At 38.2% G+C, this 17,954-nt stretch carries 17 protein-coding genes; all 17 read right to left on the bottom strand.

Annotated elements, in window-relative coordinates:
• Positions 1–8: 8 nt before the first annotated feature.
• On the bottom strand, positions 9–551 hold the full coding sequence (locus KHA96_RS13850) for an acyltransferase (RefSeq protein WP_213129843.1): 543 nt from the start codon (positions 549–551) through the stop codon (positions 9–11).
• A complete protein-coding gene (ppaX, locus tag KHA96_RS13845; protein ID WP_213129842.1) occupies positions 548–1,201 on the bottom strand; it encodes a pyrophosphatase PpaX in 654 nt (217 codons plus the stop codon). Before ppaX ends, KHA96_RS13850 begins: the two co-directional genes overlap by 4 nt.
• Entirely contained in the window at positions 1,201–2,139 is a 939-nt protein-coding gene (locus KHA96_RS13840) for a nucleoside recognition domain-containing protein (protein ID WP_213129841.1), read from the bottom strand. Before KHA96_RS13840 ends, ppaX begins: the two co-directional genes overlap by 1 nt.
• Before the next feature lie 12 nt (positions 2,140–2,151).
• Complete coding sequence (gene lgt, locus KHA96_RS13835) at positions 2,152–2,961, bottom strand: prolipoprotein diacylglyceryl transferase (protein ID WP_213129840.1); 810 nt, start codon at positions 2,959–2,961, stop codon at positions 2,152–2,154.
• Positions 2,962–3,171: 210 nt separating this feature from the next.
• The gene (gene hprK / locus KHA96_RS13830) at positions 3,172–4,107 is read right to left on the bottom strand and encodes an HPr(Ser) kinase/phosphatase (protein WP_213129839.1); all 936 of its coding nucleotides are present in this window, start codon (positions 4,105–4,107) and stop codon (positions 3,172–3,174) included.
• A gap of 498 nt (positions 4,108–4,605) precedes the next feature.
• On the bottom strand, positions 4,606–4,962 hold the full coding sequence (locus KHA96_RS13825) for a phage holin family protein (protein WP_213129838.1): 357 nt from the start codon (positions 4,960–4,962) through the stop codon (positions 4,606–4,608).
• Between the two features lie 25 nt (positions 4,963–4,987).
• The gene (locus KHA96_RS13820; RefSeq protein ID WP_213129837.1) at positions 4,988–6,187 is read right to left on the bottom strand and encodes a DUF4097 family beta strand repeat-containing protein; all 1,200 of its coding nucleotides are present in this window, start codon (positions 6,185–6,187) and stop codon (positions 4,988–4,990) included.
• 341 nt (positions 6,188–6,528) lie between these two features.
• Positions 6,529–9,417, bottom strand: coding sequence for an excinuclease ABC subunit UvrA (uvrA, locus tag KHA96_RS13815; RefSeq protein WP_213129836.1), 2,889 nt, complete (start codon positions 9,415–9,417; stop codon positions 6,529–6,531).
• A gap of 7 nt (positions 9,418–9,424) precedes the next feature.
• Positions 9,425–11,404 carry an excinuclease ABC subunit UvrB gene (gene uvrB, locus KHA96_RS13810; RefSeq protein WP_213129835.1) on the bottom strand — a complete coding sequence of 660 codons (1,980 nt, stop codon included), beginning with the start codon at positions 11,402–11,404 and terminating at the stop codon, positions 9,425–9,427.
• 280 nt (positions 11,405–11,684) lie between these two features.
• Positions 11,685–11,927: a DUF2164 domain-containing protein gene (locus tag KHA96_RS13805; protein WP_349305751.1), complete on the bottom strand. Its 243-nt coding sequence runs from the start codon at positions 11,925–11,927 to the stop codon at positions 11,685–11,687.
• Between the two features lie 76 nt (positions 11,928–12,003).
• Positions 12,004–12,243, bottom strand: a complete 240-nt coding sequence (locus KHA96_RS13800) for a CsbA family protein (protein ID WP_213129834.1) — start codon at positions 12,241–12,243, stop codon at positions 12,004–12,006.
• A gap of 163 nt (positions 12,244–12,406) precedes the next feature.
• Positions 12,407–13,603: an MFS transporter gene (locus KHA96_RS13795; protein ID WP_481748234.1), complete on the bottom strand. Its 1,197-nt coding sequence runs from the start codon at positions 13,601–13,603 to the stop codon at positions 12,407–12,409.
• A gap of 5 nt (positions 13,604–13,608) precedes the next feature.
• Positions 13,609–14,010 carry a MarR family winged helix-turn-helix transcriptional regulator gene (locus KHA96_RS13790; protein ID WP_213129832.1) on the bottom strand — a complete coding sequence of 134 codons (402 nt, stop codon included), beginning with the start codon at positions 14,008–14,010 and terminating at the stop codon, positions 13,609–13,611.
• Positions 14,011–14,117: 107 nt separating this feature from the next.
• The gene (gene phoU, locus KHA96_RS13785; protein WP_213129831.1) at positions 14,118–14,777 is read right to left on the bottom strand and encodes a phosphate signaling complex protein PhoU; all 660 of its coding nucleotides are present in this window, start codon (positions 14,775–14,777) and stop codon (positions 14,118–14,120) included.
• Positions 14,778–14,789: 12 nt separating this feature from the next.
• A complete protein-coding gene (gene pstB / locus KHA96_RS13780; RefSeq protein WP_213129969.1) occupies positions 14,790–15,575 on the bottom strand; it encodes a phosphate ABC transporter ATP-binding protein PstB in 786 nt (261 codons plus the stop codon).
• A 42-nt stretch (positions 15,576–15,617) separates the two neighbouring features.
• The gene (gene pstA, locus KHA96_RS13775) at positions 15,618–16,496 is read right to left on the bottom strand and encodes a phosphate ABC transporter permease PstA (RefSeq protein WP_213129830.1); all 879 of its coding nucleotides are present in this window, start codon (positions 16,494–16,496) and stop codon (positions 15,618–15,620) included.
• Positions 16,496–17,443 (bottom strand): phosphate ABC transporter permease subunit PstC, encoded by a 948-nt coding sequence (gene pstC / locus KHA96_RS13770; RefSeq protein WP_213129829.1) that lies wholly within the window; start codon positions 17,441–17,443, stop codon positions 16,496–16,498. The genes pstA and pstC overlap by 1 nt, the downstream gene beginning before the upstream one ends.
• Between the last annotated feature and the right edge of the window lie 511 nt (positions 17,444–17,954).

Raw genomic sequence — 17,954 nt, 5'->3', positions numbered from 1 at the left:
TAGAGGCATCAGGTTTCTTTTTTCTTAACTCCATATATAGAATCGTCTTTCCATCTTTCAATGAGTTCTTCTTTTGTATAAATAATTGTCATTGGATTGCCACCGACGAATGACCCAGCTGGTACATCTTTATGGACAAGCGTCCCTGCTGAAACGATTGCCTGATCGCCGATTTTTATTCCAGGCAAAATGGTTGAATTGGCGCCAATCATCACTTCATCGCCAATTTCCACATTACCCAAACGATATTCCTTTATTAAATATTCATGAGCTAGGATCGTTGTGTTATAGCCTATTACAGTATTTTTTCCTACGGAAATTTTTTCCGGAAACATGACATCCAACATAACCATTAAAGCAAACGATGTGTGCTCACCAATTTTCATTCGTAAAAAAGTCCGATACAGCCAATTCTTCATGCCAAGAAATGGAGTATATCTTGCCAGTTGTATGACGATAAAGTTGCGAACGACCTTCCAGAACGGCACTGTTTTATATACGTGCCAAAGAGAATTTGCTCCTGAAACCGGAAAACGCTCGGTCCTCCTCATTTTGCTCCGACTCCGACGATTTCCAATAATTCGGCCATTTGATCAAGTATAAAATCAGGCTCAAATTGCTCTAAATATTCTCTCCCTTTTAGTGACCAAGAAACTCCACACGTATAAGTTCCGGCATTTTTCCCGCCTAAAATATCGTGATGATTATCGCCAATCATAATGGCTTCGTCCGGAGTAGAACCTAATATTTGCAACGCTTTTTCCAAAGGCTCGGGATCAGGTTTAGCATGAACCACTTCATCGAGGGAAATCACAACATCAAAAAACTGATCGAGATTTGTTAGCACGAGCCCTTTCAACACGACATCGCGAACCTTCGTGGACACAATTGCCAGCTTATATCCATTTTCATGAAGGGTTCGTATTGTCTCGAATACCCCATTAAACTCTTTTACTAAAAGATCATGCTGCTCTATATTAAATGACCGATAAACCTTAATCATTTCATCTGCCTTTTCGGGATTGATTCCCATAAATACATCTTCCAATGTCGGTCCCATAAAAGGCAAAACGTCATTCCGGCCAAAACGACCAGGATAATATTGCTCCAGAGTATGTAAGTACGAAGTAATAATGAGTTCATTCGTATCAATTAACGTACCATCTAAGTCGAATAATAATGTAGTTATTTTTTTATCCATTAGGCAATTCCCCTTTCATGCTTCACATCAAGACGCTTCCAGACAGCCGCCACAATTAATGTCAAGATCACCGCAGTTACTAAGCGAATAATGAGGAGTGGCAGAACAGGAATACCGAGGGGAAGAAAAATCAACGTATCCTCTATAACGGCATGGCATCCGACTAGAAAAATAAATGCTAATGTAGCATCTTTTTTGCTTACTCCATCTTCTTTTACGGCTTGGATCATTACGCCTGCTCCATATGCTAGACCAAAAATTAAACCTGCTGCCATCGTCGTTGATGTATTTTCTTTCATTCCTAATAACCTTGTAACAGGAGCCATCCACTTTGAAAACACAGTTAGCCATTTGTAATCCTTTAAAAACTGGATTCCGATCATAAGCGGAATGACAATGATAGCAAGCTGAATGACTCCATAAAAAGCCTTTGATAGTGCGAGTAACGCAATCGACCAAATCCCAGTCACTTGTTCTTCCTGAACATGCATGATTCCATACTGGGCTATATCTTGGCCACCGCTCCATACTAAATGAATCAAAATGGCGGAGAATATTGCCAAACCTAATCGAACGACAATCATAATCCACAATTTTACTCCTACCTTCGCAGCAACTGCTGACTCAATAAGAAGATTATGGGAAAATGACATCATAACGGCAATAATAAAAACTTCCTTCACTGTTAAATCGAGCGATAAAATCCCTGCGATTCCAGCATATAAGTTCAAAAAATTTCCTAATACGAGTGGAATGGCAGCATCTCCTGATAAACCAAGAACCCCCATTAAAGGCTCGATCAATTTTATTAACCACGGCAAAACTGGTGTATGCTGAAGGACAACTACAATCAAGGTAATCGGAAAAATAACTTTCCCTAAAGTCCAAGTTGTTTTTAGCCCTGTTAAGCCGCCAGTTTTTATCGAAGACTTCCACATGATGTATTCCCCTTATCCTTCTTCTAAATACCTCTTATCGGCAAGACCCTTCTTCAGGCGATAAATCCATATGATTATAGAGCCAATGATTAATGTGAGAGAAAGTACTTGTGCCATTCTTAAACCGCTTGTCAGCATCAAACTGTCGGTCCGTAGTCCCTCGATAAAAAATCGACCGATCGAATACCAAATAATATACGTTAAGAACATTTCGCCTCTACGAAGGTTTACTTTTCTCAATAGGATTAAGAGAACGAAGCCAAGGAAGTCCCAAACAGACTCATATAGAAAGGTTGGATGATAATACTCACCATTTATGTACATTTGATCAATAATAAATTGAGGGAGATGTAAATTTTCTAGAAAAGTTCTAGATACGACATCACCATGTGCCTCTTGATTGATAAAATTACCCCAGCGTCCAATCGCCTGTCCAATGATAATACTTGGCGCGGCAATATCAGCTAATTTCCAGAAAGATAAACCTTTTCTTTTCGCAAAAACAATCGTTGTTAATACGGAACCAATCAACGCACCATGAATCGCGATTCCGCCTTCCCATATTTGAATGATTTGCTCTGGATGTTGTGAATAATGCTGCCATTCAAAAATCACATAGTAAATCCTTGCTGAAATAATTGCAATGGGAATCGCCCATATTAATAGATCCGGAAAAGTATCTTTATGAAGGCCTCGTTTTTCACTTTCACGGATAACTAAAAATAAGGCAACGGCAATCCCAATCCCTATAATGACCCCATACCAATGAACCGGAATGGGTCCAAGTTTAATTGCAATTGGATTAATCGGTTCAATCCCCATATAGTCAACTCCTTTTTTCTCATAGTATGTTGTTAATTCTATGAATTTTAACTTTTAAAAATGGATTTTGTTCTCAAAATGTATATTCCGCCTGAGAAAAGAGCTTGTAACTTCATTAGTACCGTTAAACCCTCTAAACAGGCGAAAAAGCCGGCTTTGGGGCTTTTAACAAAAACAACGAAATTTAAGCAAACAACCTTTTTTATCGATTTATACGATGCCGTCTTCGCCGGCCTTTATCACTTGTGCAAGACGCTCTGTAAATTGTTGTGCAGCATTCACACCCATTCTTTTCAGACGGAAATTCATTGCGGCAACTTCAATAATAACCGCTAAGTTACGTCCTGGTCTGACAGGAACAGTTAGTTTTGTAATTTCAGTGTCAATGATTTTAATGGTTTCTTCGTCAAGACCTACACGATCATAATGCCTATTTTCATCCCATGATTCTAAATGGACCGTAAGTGAAATCTTTTTGCTTGGTCGAACAGCCCCTGCGCCAAATAAAGTCATAACATTGATAATGCCTAAACCACGAATTTCTAAAAGTTGTTCAAGTAAATCAGGCGGTGTTCCAACGAGTAGATTTTCTTCGATTTGACGAATTTCAACACAATCATCGGCTACAAGCTGATGCCCACGCTTAATAAGAGCAAGCGCGGTTTCGCTTTTTCCAACACCACTTTGTCCAGTTATTAAAACTCCTATCCCGTAAATATCGACTAGAACCCCGTGGACAGCTGTCGTAGGAGCTAATTTCCCATCCAAATAATTCGTTAATTTACTTGAAAAACGTGTTGTTTTCATTTTTGTCCGCATAAGAGGTACGCTATTTCGTTCAGCTGCTTCGATTAATTCACTAGGAATTTCAAGGCCGCGTGATACGACAATAGCTGGAGTAGTATCGCTGCAAAGTATCTCCATACGTTCTTTTCTTACATGCTGTGGAAGCCCTTCACTAAAAACGATTTCCGTTCTTCCAAGAAGTTGAACACGCTCAGCAGGATAATAATTGAAAAAACCAGCTAGTTCTAAGGCTGGGCGTGAAATATCACTAGTGGTGATTGGTTTATGGATGCCTTCCTCTCCACTAATCAATTCTAAGTCAAATTGCTTTATGATGTCTTCTGTTACGACTTTTGCCAACTCAATCACTCCCGATGCATAATGAAAAGCTTACACTCATTTTATTATTCTATCACTTCTTTAAACGTAATCTCTACCCTTCGGTTTATTTTTACATTAAAAAGCTCTTCCTTTGGTGAATAACGGGTTCTCTTTTGAGATGTTGAAAATAAACGGAAAATTTCCGGTTATATTAGAAAATACCCATATTTTCTTAATAATAAGGGAAGTTTTTCCGTTTATATTATCCATTTCCTTGAATTTGGTCTTATTAAGAGCAGTTAATCGGAAAAACTCCGCTTATCTTTGCTACTTAATCCCAGCTTATATACATTAGCCGGAATTTCTCCGCTTATATGAACTCTTAAACTTACACGAAATTCAACAATTAATAATAACAAAGCATAAATATAAAAAGCATGGCAAATTCCTTTACGAATTTACCATGCTTATTTGTTAGTTATTTAACCTGACTTATCAAAAGAGAACCCATAACTTTTGCGAAGGAAAGCTTCGTTTCTACTTTCTTTTTTTAGGGTCAATTACCGTTTTTTGAATGATTAGGTTGACGATTGACATGATGATGGCAATGAGAAGGGCAAGCCCAAATCCGGATATTTCAAATTTACTCCCCATCAAGGCATCCGTCATTAATAACGTACATGCATTTATAACGAATAAAAATAACCCAAGTGAAAGGAGAGTGACTGGCAGAGTCAAGATGATGAGGAGCGGTCTTACGAGCATATTAATTAGGTACAAAACGATGCTTGCTCCAACAGCCGCTCCAAAACTTGATACTTGAAAACCCTCGAAATATCCTGCAAATGCAATGAATAAGAGAGCATTAATCAATATTCCTATGATCCATTTCATCTGTTAATCCCCACTCTTTCCACCATCAGACAACAGCCGTTTTTGTTTCTCCTATATGGACTGATCCTGTTTTTGTATCCGCAAGGACATGGATAACATGATCGTCAGTCGAGGTACGCTTGAATTTCACCTGTTTCTGAATGATTTCTTTCTTTTCATGCATGACATCAATGCCATCAAGATCAAGCTTATAATTTCCTAAATTGGAGCGGACATCTCCATCTATACTTGAATTCCCCGGCACAATCAATTTAATATTGCCTGTAACAGCTTTCGCTTCAAACTTATTTGTTTTATTTTCTGTTAATGTACATGTGATATTGCCATTAAAGGATTGCAGCTCAACATTTTCAAATAACCCTAAGGCTTCGATGGCACCATTTACAGTCTCTGCATCAAGCTGGGATGCGTTTGAATTCGTCAATTTAATTTGACCATTTACTGTATCAATATCGAATTTCTCACCATCGACATTAGATAACTCTACTTTCCCATTCGTTGTTTTTACTGTTAAGTATTGGGCCTCTAATTGCTCACCTGTAAGTCCACCGTTAAAAATCCGTACTGAGATCTTTTTATAATCCTTCTTAGGAATATAAACGACCGTTTCCACTCTCATCCATTTCGATTGAGAAGCAAAAATAAGCAATCCATTTTCAACTGAAAACACAGTGTTGTCAATAAAATAATTTCTTGCATCTTCCCTGTCTTCGGATCGATACACTTTTGCTTGACATTCTACTCGAACTTCAGATTGATCCCAACTTACAAGTCTAACAGGGCCATTCGCGATGTCTAGTTCAATTCTTTCAATATCTGAATCAGCTTGTTGGAAAGTATGTGGAACGTCTACCGATTGATTAAATTGAAAATCAAAATGCTTAATTTTATTCAAAGCATTATTGACAAAATCAAAAATTTTCTCCCCAGCACTTTCCAATTGGGAATAGAAGGTATCGTCCTTGTTCATTTTTTCTTCTTCTTGCTTTTCTTCTGTGTGGGTCCCTTGAAATACCTCATCATTTGGTGTTTCAGTTTGCTTCGGTTCTGCTTCCTTTGTTTGTTCCGCTTCGTTTATTGGAGTATTAGTTTGTTCGGCTTCGTTGATCGTAGCGTCTGTCTTTTCACCGGCTTCGTCTAACGCTTCTAGTAGGATAATCGCTTCTTGTGCAGATAACTTTCCTTTTTGCACCAATTCAAGTATTCTTTTTCTTTCCTGATTCATCTCGACTTCCTCCTTATCGGTTTTACAAAGAAAAGCGAAAGCGCCTAACTCATTGACATATAGGCTCATACAATGCGAGTCCTTCGACTTGCCACAGGAGGCGGCAGTTATAGTCGATGTTCTTTTTGTCCTAAAACTTGCGATAAAGAAACACAGCTAGGCTGGGAAAACGGAAGACGTCTTCCTGCCGATTTGACTTATCCCAAGGAAAAGGACAAAAGTTTTGCTAGCCAATAGGCGCTGGAACAGCAAAAGTCTAATTTCAAAATATTAACCTTTTGAAGTCTATATACTTTTCTTTAAAAGGTAATACGGGTACGAAGCAGATTTAGTTTCACTATTTAATGTTTTCCGACCAATTCTTCTGCATGTTCTTGTTCAGCAATACGTTTTTTCATACGATCCTTATCACGAACTAATATAGGTTTTAAATATCTTCCAGTGTAAGACTCAGGATTTTCTGCAACTTTTTCAGGTGTCCCTTTTGCGATGATCATTCCGCCTTTGTCTCCACCTTCTGGACCAAGATCGACGATATAGTCTGACGTTTTAATTACATCTAGATTATGTTCAATAACGAGTACAGTATCACCATTATCTACAAGACGCTGCAACACAGTAAGCAGCCTCGCAATATCATCGACATGAAGACCAGTAGTCGGCTCATCTAAAATATATAAGGAACGACCATTTGATCGACGGTGCAATTCAGATGCGAGCTTTACACGCTGCGCTTCCCCGCCGGATAATGTTGTGGCAGGTTGACCTAGCTTCATATACCCTAAACCAACGTCGACGATCGTTTGTAATTTTCGGCTGATTTTCGGAATGTTTTCGAAAAATTCTAGCCCATCTTCAATTGTCATATCGAGCACATCAGCAATATTTTTCCCTTTATATTTTACTTCCAGTGTTTCTCTGTTATACCTCTTACCGTGGCATATTTCACATGGTACATAAACATCAGGCAAAAAGTGCATTTCAATTTTTATAATCCCATCACCACGGCATGCCTCACACCGTCCACCTTTTACGTTAAAGCTAAAACGTCCTTTTTTATAACCACGAACTTTTGCTTCGTTTGTAGTTGCATACACATCACGAATATCGTCAAACACGCCAGTATAAGTGGCTGGGTTCGATCTTGGTGTTCTGCCGATTGGTGATTGATCAATATCGATTACTTTTTCCAGTAAGTCGATGCCAATAATATCTTTATGTGCTCCCGGCTTTGCTTTTGCTTTGTGAAGCTTTTGAGCAAGTGTTTTATGGAGAATTTCATTAATTAATGTACTCTTCCCAGATCCCGAAACACCTGTAACCGCAATAAATAGTCCTAAAGGAAATTTAACATTTACATTTTTTAAGTTGTTTTCCTTCGCACCTTTTATTTCGAGATATCTTCCATTAGCTTTTCTCCTTTCTAATGGAAGAGGAATAAACTTTTCACCAGATAAATATTGACCAGTGAGTGATGTATTGTCATGCATCACCTCTTCAGGTGTACCGAAAGCGACAATTTCCCCACCGTGAACTCCAGCTCCTGGGCCGATATCAATCAAATAATCCGCTGCAAGCATGGTATCCTCATCATGCTCAACGACGATGAGCGTATTGCCGATATCGCGCATATTTTTTAAAGTGCTGATGAGGCGGTCATTATCCCTTTGATGCAATCCAATAGATGGTTCATCCAATATATATAGAACACCCGTTAATCTTGAGCCAATTTGTGTAGCCAATCTAATCCGCTGTGCTTCCCCGCCGGATAATGTTCCAGCAGCGCGGCTCAATGTTAAATAGTCGAGCCCAACATTGACGAGGAAGCCCAAACGTTCTTCAATTTCTCTTAAAATTAATTTTGCTATTTGCATTTCTTTTTCCGATAAATTCAACTGAGCGAAAAATTGGTCAGCTTCTACAACAGATAGCCCAGTAATTTCACTAATATGGCGACCATCAATTTTAACAGCAAGGCTTTCTTCTTTTAAACGATGCCCTTTACAACGAGGACATGGCTGCTGCGCCATATATTTTTCCATTTGTTCGCGGATATAATCGGAACTTGTTTCTTGAAAACGACGCTCTACGTTGCGGATGACACCTTCAAATTTAATATTGCTTTCACGTACTTGGCCAAAATCATTTTGATAGCGGAATTTAATGACTTCACCCTTACCACCGTACAAAATCGTATCAATATCCTTTTTAGGTAAATCCTGGACAGGTACTTCCATATCAATGCCGTAATGATGACAAATTGTTTTTAAAAGTTGTGGATAATATTGAGAACTGATTGGCGTCCACGGAGCAATCGCATCGTCTTTAAGTGATCGCGTCCAATCAGGAATTACAAGTTCAGGATCAACTTCAAGCTTCGAACCGAGACCATCACAATCAGGGCAAGCACCAAATGGACTATTAAAAGAAAACATCCTCGGTTCTAACTTTTCGATCGAAAATCCACATTCTGGGCAGGCATGATTTTCACTGAATAGTAATTCTTCTTCCCCGATTACATCAATGATTACTTTACCCTCTCCCAATCCAAGCGCCGTTTCCAATGAATCCGCTAGTCTCGTTTCGACTCCAGCCTTTACGACGATCCGGTCAATAATAACTTCAATTGAATGTTTTTTATTTTTTTCTAGAACAATGTCGTCTCCAAGATCATATACTTCTCCATTTACCCGCACACGAACAAAACCTTGCTTTTTAATATCTTCGAAGACTTTTGCATGTGTCCCTTTTCTTCCTGAAACGATAGGGGCTAAAACTTGGAGCTTCGTCCGCTCCGGGTAGACCATGATTCGATCGACCATTTGTTCAATCGTTTGCGATGTTATTTCAATGCCATGGATAGGACAAATCGGTCTGCCAACCCGAGCATAAAGCAAACGTAAATAGTCATAAATCTCGGTCACAGTACCGACAGTGGAACGCGGGTTTCTACTTGTCGTCTTTTGATCGATTGAGATGGCAGGTGAAAGACCTTCAATCGCATCTACATCCGGCTTATCCATTTGACCGAGGAATTGGCGGGCGTACGCAGATAAAGATTCAACATATCTGCGTTGCCCTTCAGCGTATATGGTATCAAAGGCAAGGGAAGATTTACCCGAACCTGATAATCCGGTTAATACGACAAGTTTATCCCTTGGAATAGTAACATCTATATTTTTTAAATTATGGGCCCTTGCACCTTGCACGATTATTTTATCTTGTGCCATTCTTTGTTCATCCTTCCGCTTTTAACTCCAAGATCGCATCGCGAAGCTCGGCTGCTCTTTCAAAATCAAGCGCTTTTGCTGCTTCCTTCATTTCTTTTTCCATCGAAGCCAACAGCTTTTCTTTTTCCTTTTTCGTATATTTTTTCTTTTTTACTGAAGCTGCATAGTCTTCTGTATCCTCTGCGGCCATTGTTGCTCTGATGACATCGCGGATATCTTTTTGTATCGTTGTCGGTGTTATGCCATGTTGAAGATTATGTGCCTCCTGAACAGCACGGCGACGTTTCGTTTCCGAAATAGCTTTTTCCATAGAATCAGTCATTTTATCTGCATACATAATGACATGTCCATTGGAATTCCGTGCAGCACGTCCTATCGTTTGGATAAGCGAGCGCTCTGAACGAAGGAATCCTTCCTTATCTGCATCAAGAATCGCAACGAGGGATACTTCAGGAATATCCAACCCTTCTCTTAATAAGTTGATGCCTACAAGCACATCATACGTACCCATCCTTAATTCTCTAATAATTTCAATTCGTTCAAGCGTTTTAATTTCAGAGTGTAAATACTGCACTTTTACCCCAATTTCTTTTAAATAATCGGTCAGGTCTTCCGACATTTTCTTTGTTAGCGTCGTAATGAGTACACGCTCATTACGTGCAACACGCTCATTGATTTCCCCAAGCAAGTCATCAATCTGCCCTTCAATTGGCCTGACTTCAATCTCTGGATCAAGCAATCCTGTTGGCCGAATAATTTGCTCAATCATCTCAGGAGTATGTTCAAGCTCAAATGGCCCAGGTGTTGCTGATACAAATATAGCTTGATGAATATGTTTCTCAAATTCTTCAAATTTTAACGGACGGTTATCAAGAGCGGATGGTAAACGAAAACCATGATCGACAAGCACTTGTTTTCTGGCTTGGTCACCATTGTACATACCACGAATCTGCGGCAGTGTAACATGAGACTCATCTATGATAATTTGAAAATCGTCTGGAAAATAGTCTATTAAAGTGTATGGAGTAGCACCTGGTGGTCTCAATGTTAAATGACGGGAATAGTTTTCAATTCCTGAACAAAAACCCATTTCACGCATCATTTCCAAGTCATAGCGTGTTCTCTGTTCAAGACGTTGAGCTTCTAGTAGTTTATTATTTTCACGCATGATCGCGAGCTGTTCTTCCAGTTCCTTTTCAATATTTTCAATGGCGATGGATAACTTTTCTTCACCGGTAACGAAGTGGGACGCCGGGAATATAGCGGAATGTTCGCGATCTCCGATGATTTCACCCGTAAGAGCATCCACCTCCCTAATTCGATCAATTTCATCGCCAAAAAATTCGACTCGAATACAATGTTCATCTCGCGAAACCGGAAAAATTTCTACGACATCGCCGCGAACCCGGAATGTTCCACGCTGGAAGTCAATGTCATTTCGAGCATATTGAATGTCAACGAGTTTACGCAAAAGCTGATTTCTCTCAATCTCCATTCCAGTTCTTAATGAAAGAACGTGCTCCCGGTATTCCTCAGGTGAACCTAGACCATAAATACAAGAAACACTTGCAATGATGATGACATCTTTTCGTTCAAATAAGGAAGAAGTCGCTGAATGTCGAAGCTTATCAATTTCATCATTGATGCTTGCATCTTTTTCTATATAAGTGTCCGTTTGCGGAACATATGCTTCTGGCTGATAATAATCATAATAACTAACAAAATATTCAACTGCGTTGTTAGGAAAAAAATCTTTGAACTCACTATACAATTGACCCGCAAGTGTTTTATTATGTGCAATAACAAGCGTCGGCTTGTTGACTTCTTGGATGACATTGGAGACCGTAAATGTTTTTCCAGTACCTGTTGCTCCGAGCAGCGTCTGAAATTTTTGCCTATTGCGGATACCCGCTACAAGACTTTCAATAGCCTGCGGCTGGTCACCAGCAGGCTGATATTTCGAAACGATTTCAAATTGATTTTTCAAAATGGCGGCCTCCTACTCTACTTTGGATTAAACTCTTTTCTCAAACATAGTTGCTATTTTATATATAAATTATGAGAAATAAATTTTGTCCTCAAACCCAGCTTTATAAAAAGTGATTAACTTTCCTATCGCCGGACTGTTACCACTTTAAGAAAATAGCCTTAGCTTACTTGATTACTTTCATTATTGACAACACTTATACACAAATAATCATGTATTATATTTTACCACAACCTATATAACAAAAACCAGTAAAAAGCGAACATATATTTGGTTTATTTTACAATTGTTTTTCAAGCGCATATAAGTCTTCTTCTAAAGTTTGCATTCTTTGTTCAGCTACTTCACGGGCATCGCGGATAGCCGCATTGTAAAAGACAGGTCCGAAACGGTCTTTTATAAAATCGAAACAGACTTCTGCTGCAAGCTCACCTATCTCCTCACTACGTTCATCCCAAAAAAATTGTTGTATATCTTTAATCAATTCCCGCTTTTTTTCAGCTGTCAATCTTGGCATTAACATACATTCCACTCCTATTAATAATATAATGAAAAAATGGAGTTAGACTTCCATCCAAGATGGAGGACTGACCCCGAATTTAAGTTGATGCTCCATTATTCTTTTTTCTCTTCATCTGATTGGAAAAATACAAACCTACGGTCAATGAGGCCGCTTCTATCACAATTAACCACCATGTTTGAATATACCCTTTATACGCCGATACGATGATTAACGCTATCGTTAAAAGAAACCCAACCGTACGACTATATGTCACTCTCGTGAAAAAAATCATGAGCAGTGCGGGTATAAAAATAGCAGAAATAATTTTATCAATCAAAAGAAAACACCTCGCTTCTAGCTATATGTACAGTTTTTCTTAAACAATAGTAAAAAGCAAGGATTTTTTTATATAAGAAGGGGTTTTTATTAATCTGGAATGGATTGGAAGATCTATCATTTTTCATGCTCGTATTTGTACGTTGCGAACAAATATTAACCAGCTACATTTCCTTAGCCCCAATCGTATTTTTAACCATTGATTTTTTCTTATCTCCGAGCAAATAAAACACTAAAACAATAAAAATTAATATTCCAGATAATACATACACATTTTGATAACCAAAATGCACTGCTATAAGACCTAAAATATAGGAACCTACTGCAATTCCAATATCAAAAAAAGTGAAGAAGGTTGCTGTTGCATATCCACTTCTTGAAGGAATAGTAGCCTGCACGGAAAGAGTTTGTAAACTTGGAACAAGTGCGCCGTATCCGAATCCAATAAAGATACCCGATAATAAAAATAATAAAGAGGAGTTGATAAATGCCAATAAAATAAGCCCGCCACAAAAGCTTATAAAACCTAGTATTAATACGAACTTCGGACCCTTTTCATCAAACCATCTACCCGTATATGGACGAGTTAAAAGCATGGCCAAAGCGTAAACCAAATAAAAAATAGTTGCTAAATGCAACAGATGTTTTTGCTGGGCGTATATGGATAAAAATGATAAGACACTCGCATATGAGAAGGAAACTAAACTACTTAGCAATGCAATCGGAACGGATTTTTTTTCAAACAAGTCATGTATTGAGAAAGTTCGCTTCGAGGAAGTCTTTTTTTCAAACTTTTTATCAGCTGGAATAGTTAAGGATAGTAAAGCACCCATGAGCATAAAAATACTTAAGAAAATAAACAGTGCGTTAAATGATAAGATTTGAACAATCGGCAGTGAAATGATTGGTCCGAGGACAACCGCTAAATTAGTGGACATCGTAAAATAGCCTAATCCAGCACCTCGTCTAGACATCGGTACATTATCAGCAGCGAGGGAACCACTTGCTGTCGTAGCGATACTAAACCAAACCCCTTGTATAAATCGTAATATTAATAATCCTGAAAATGGTGTGACAAAGGCATATAAGATTGTACATAATAAATAAAAAATCAAACTGATCCATAACATTTTTCGCTTGCCGTATATATCTAAAATCTTACCCGTAAATGGTCTTACTACTATCGCAGAAAGAAGAAAGATCGTCATTAATAAACCAGCATCTTCATCTGTTCTATTTAAATTTTCAAGTGCATAAAGGGGTAAGGTTGTGACTAATCCATAAAACACAGTAAAGACCGCTAAATTTGTACAAAATAAACTTATAAATGTTTTCGTCCATATTGGTTGTTTTTTCTCCAATGATGTCATCCTTTCTTTACTTTTTTCAATAATGTCATTAAACTTTGCTGTTCTTCTATTGATAGATGCTCTAAAAATTGATTTTCAAAATGTATGACCGACTCTTCAATCGTCTTGAATTTTTTTTCGGCATCTTCTGATAGCCGCACCATTTTCTCTCGCCGATCTTCCCCAAATTGCTCAATAAGCCATCCCAACTCAACTAATCTTCGAACAGTCCGAGAAATAGTCGGTGCTTCAACATTTAAATACTTACAAATTTGCGTCAGCGTCATTTCTTCATGTTGCTGAACGGTGTATAAAACGCTCCATTGTGCAGTAAATAAATCATATTCCTTTAACGTATTGTTTAACTCCTTACTCAAATAGCGTGTTTTTTGAAAAATTTCATGGAATAGTGGATTCATGATTGTTCACCTCAAATTAATTACCTAGGTAATTAATTATTTTAAATCTAATTTAATCATTTGTAAAGAATAAAAGCTGCTCCTATTATAGAAACAGCTTCAGAAAGTTAATTATTCAATTCTACTACCTGCCCTGTCGACATATAAACAATCGATTCACATACATTTGTGACATAATCGCCTATTCTTTCTAAATATTGAGCTACTAATAATAGATGGGTAGCTTGATTAATCCAAGCATTATCTTTATTCATCAATTCAATAAGATCAGTAAATATTGTTTTAAAATAAGCATCGATTTGATCATCCTGTTTTGCAATAGCAGCTGCTGCTTCTTTATCCATATGAATATAGGCATCCAAGCAATCGTGCACCATTCTTTTCACGATATCACTCATTTTCGGAATATCGATCAACGGCTTAGCATATATTTCATCTTTTAATTGAATTGTTGTCTTCGATATACTGACAGCATGGTCCGCCATTCTTTCTAAATCAGAAGAAACTTTAAGAGTTGTTGCAATTCTGCGCAGATCACTTCCAACCGGCTGCTGAAGTGCGATCAACATCATACATTTTTTTTCAATTTCAATTTCAGCATCATTAATAGCCCGATCTCCATCCACTACTTTTTCAGCTAAATCAACATCTTTAAAAACAAGAGATTTGACCGCATTATAAACAGCCTCTTCAACCATTATCCCCATCGTAAGCAGATCTTGATGCAATTCCTTCAACCGTTCTTCAAACTGATTCCTAACAACCATTTACCTTCCTCCTTAACCAAATCTTCCCGTAATATAATCTTCTGTTCTATGATCTGTAGGATTAGAAAATATTACTGATGTATCGTCATACTCGATGATTTCACCACTTAAGAAAAAGGCTGTTTTATCTGAGATGCGTGCAGCTTGCTGCATATTATGTGTAACAATGACGATACTGTAAGTTTCTTTCAGCTCTTGAACTAACTCTTCGACTTTTAATGTAGAGATTGGATCAAGAGCTGAGGTAGGCTCATCCATAAGAATGACATCTGGTTCAATTGCAAGGCATCTAGCTATACAAAGACGTTGTTGCTGTCCTCCTGATAATCCATAGGCATTTTCGTTTAAGCGATCTTTTACCTCGTCCCAGATGGCTGCCCCTTTTAAACTTGTTTCCACGATTTCATCGAGGATTTTTTTATTGCGAATTCCATGAATTTTAGGACCATACACGACATTTTCATAAATGGATTTCGGAAATGGATTCGGTTTTTGGAAAACCATCCCAACCTTAGTTCTAAGTTCCTCAACTCCAAATTGTTTAGAAAGGATATTATTGCCTCTATATAAGAGTTCGCCTGACATTTTTACCGAAGGAATTAATTCAACCATTCGATTAAGAGACTTGACGAAGGTGGATTTCCCACAGCCTGATGGCCCAATAATTGCAGTCACATTATTTTCGACAATATCAAAATCAATGTTTTTTAAGGCATGATCTTCTCCATACCAGAGATTAAACCCTTTTGCTTCAAATACATTTGATTTTTTTATAGATATATTTTTCACTTTGTCCATTCTTATTTTCTCTGCTAACAAAATAATCCCTCCATCACAAGGTTAATATCTTTTTGAAAATTTATTTCGAATAATAATCGCAATTGAATTCATGATAAGAAGCATGACTAGCAGTACAATAATTCCAGCAGCTGCTACATCATGGAATGCTACTTGCGGCCTACTCGTCCAGTTGTATATTTGTATTGGCATTACTGTAAAACCGGACCAAATATTTTCTGGAACGAAAGCAACAAACGTTAACGCCCCAATCATAATTAATGGTGCCGTCTCGCCAACTGCACGGGATAATGCCAATATACTCCCTGTTAAGATCCCCGGTATCGCCGCAGGTAAAATAACACGTCGGATTGTTTGCCATTTCGTCGCACCCATTCCGTATGAAGCTTCTTGAAGTTCTTTTGGAACAGCCCGCAATGCTTCTTGTGTCGATACTACAATAATGGGTAATATCAACAAACTCATTGTCAATCCACCTGCAAGCAAACTTCTACCCATCTCCATCATCCGAACAAATACAGTTAGCCCCAATAAACCAAAAACAATGGAAGGAACTCCGGCGAGATTGGAAATGTTCATTTGAATAAAACGTGTAAATTTATTTTTCTTTGCATATAACTCAAGATAAATGGCACAGCCCACACCAAGTATGATCGAAACAGGACCAGTTATCGCCATTAGCCAAATCGTTCCAAAAATAGCTGATTTAATGCCTGCATTTTCTGGCTTTCTCGAAGCAAAATTTGTAAAGAATTCAATATCCAAAAATTTAAATCCATCATTAAAAATTCGGTAAATAAGGACAGCTAGCACGAGTAATCCAAATGATGTCGCTAGAAAAAATAGCCACTTCATTACTGTATTTGTAAAAATGCGAGAGCTGATTCTCTGAGATACTTTCTCTTTATTAATCAATTCCATCAGTATTCCTCCCTATAACGCTTGGAGATCCATTGGGCAATAATATTCATCAGAAGTGTAAAGACGAATAATGCCATGCCGACCGCATATATGCTGTAATAAATGGTTGAACCGTACGAAGCATCGCCTAAACTTACTTGTACAATATAAGCAGTCATCGTTTGAATGGTCTCAGTAGGATCAAATGTTAGATTCGGTTTGGAACCTCCGGCTATTGTGACAATCATCGTTTCTCCGATGGCTCGTGAAATACCTAGCACAAAGGAGGCAATGATTCCTGATAATGCTGCAGGCAATACGACCTTTAAAGATACTTCTAACTTAGTAGATCCAAGTGCCAAAGCACCTTCCCTCATTGATCTTGGAACAGCACTCATCGCATCTTCAGATAATGATGCAACCATCGGAATAATCATAATTCCTACTACAATTCCCGGACTCAATGCATTGAAAAAATTTAAATCGGGAATCAGCTTTTGTAAGCTCGGAGTAACGAAAGTTAATGCAAAGAACCCATAAACAATCGTAGGGATCCCAGCCAATACTTCCAAAATCGGTTTAACGATTTTTCGGACTCGTTCATTTGCGAATTCACTCAAATATATAGCAGTTGCTAAACCAATAGGGATGGCAACAAGCATTGCGATGATCGCGACTAGCAGTGTACCGGAAATAAGCGGTATGATGCCATATTGAGGATCTGCTTCAAAAAACGGAAACCACTCTGTTCCAGAAATAAAATCTATAAAATTAACACGTTTAAAAAACGTAATTGTTTCCACTAATAATGTCATGACAATTCCAATGGTTGTCATGATTGAAATGATTGCCATCACAAATAACAATACAGGTATCGATTTTTCCATCAATGCCTGTTTAATCTTAAATTTCCTTTTATTTTCTTCTATTATCTTTGCTACTGAAATCTTTTGCTCCTTTATATCCATAGGAAAACTCCTTATCGATTAATCAAAGATAAGACCTGGACATAACTATTTCCGACAAAGATAAATCCAAACAATAGGTTGATTAGTGTATACCCGCTCCGGAAATATACTTCGCTTTCCGTGGGCGGCTGGCGAGCCTCCTCGCTCGTCCCGAGCTGCGGGGTCTCACCTATGCCTTCCTCCCACGGGAGTCTTCGTATATTTCCTCTGCTAAGTTAGATCATTGTTCGTCTTTAGGTTTGATTGTTTTAGTTATGTCCCAGCCTCATTAAAATGTCTAGCTCCAGCGACTATCGACTAGCAAACTTCTTATCCTTTTCCCTACGATAAGTCTACTTCGACTCGTTCCTCATCGTGTTTCCTTTATCTCAGTCAGAGGCCAAATAAGGAACGTCGACTAAAGACTGCCACGTCCTGTGGCAACGTCGACGGACCCACATCCTGTGGGCCTGTACGTCGATGAGCAAGGCGCTTCCGTTTTTCTTTGTCTAGCTCCAGCGCCTATCGACTA

It is taken from the genome of Bacillus sp. FJAT-49711 (assembly GCF_018343715.1).
Classification (GTDB): domain Bacteria; phylum Bacillota; class Bacilli; order Bacillales; family Bacillaceae_C; genus Lederbergia.
Note: the sequence above shows the minus strand (reverse complement) of the source record. Positions and strands in the feature narration are given on the sequence as shown.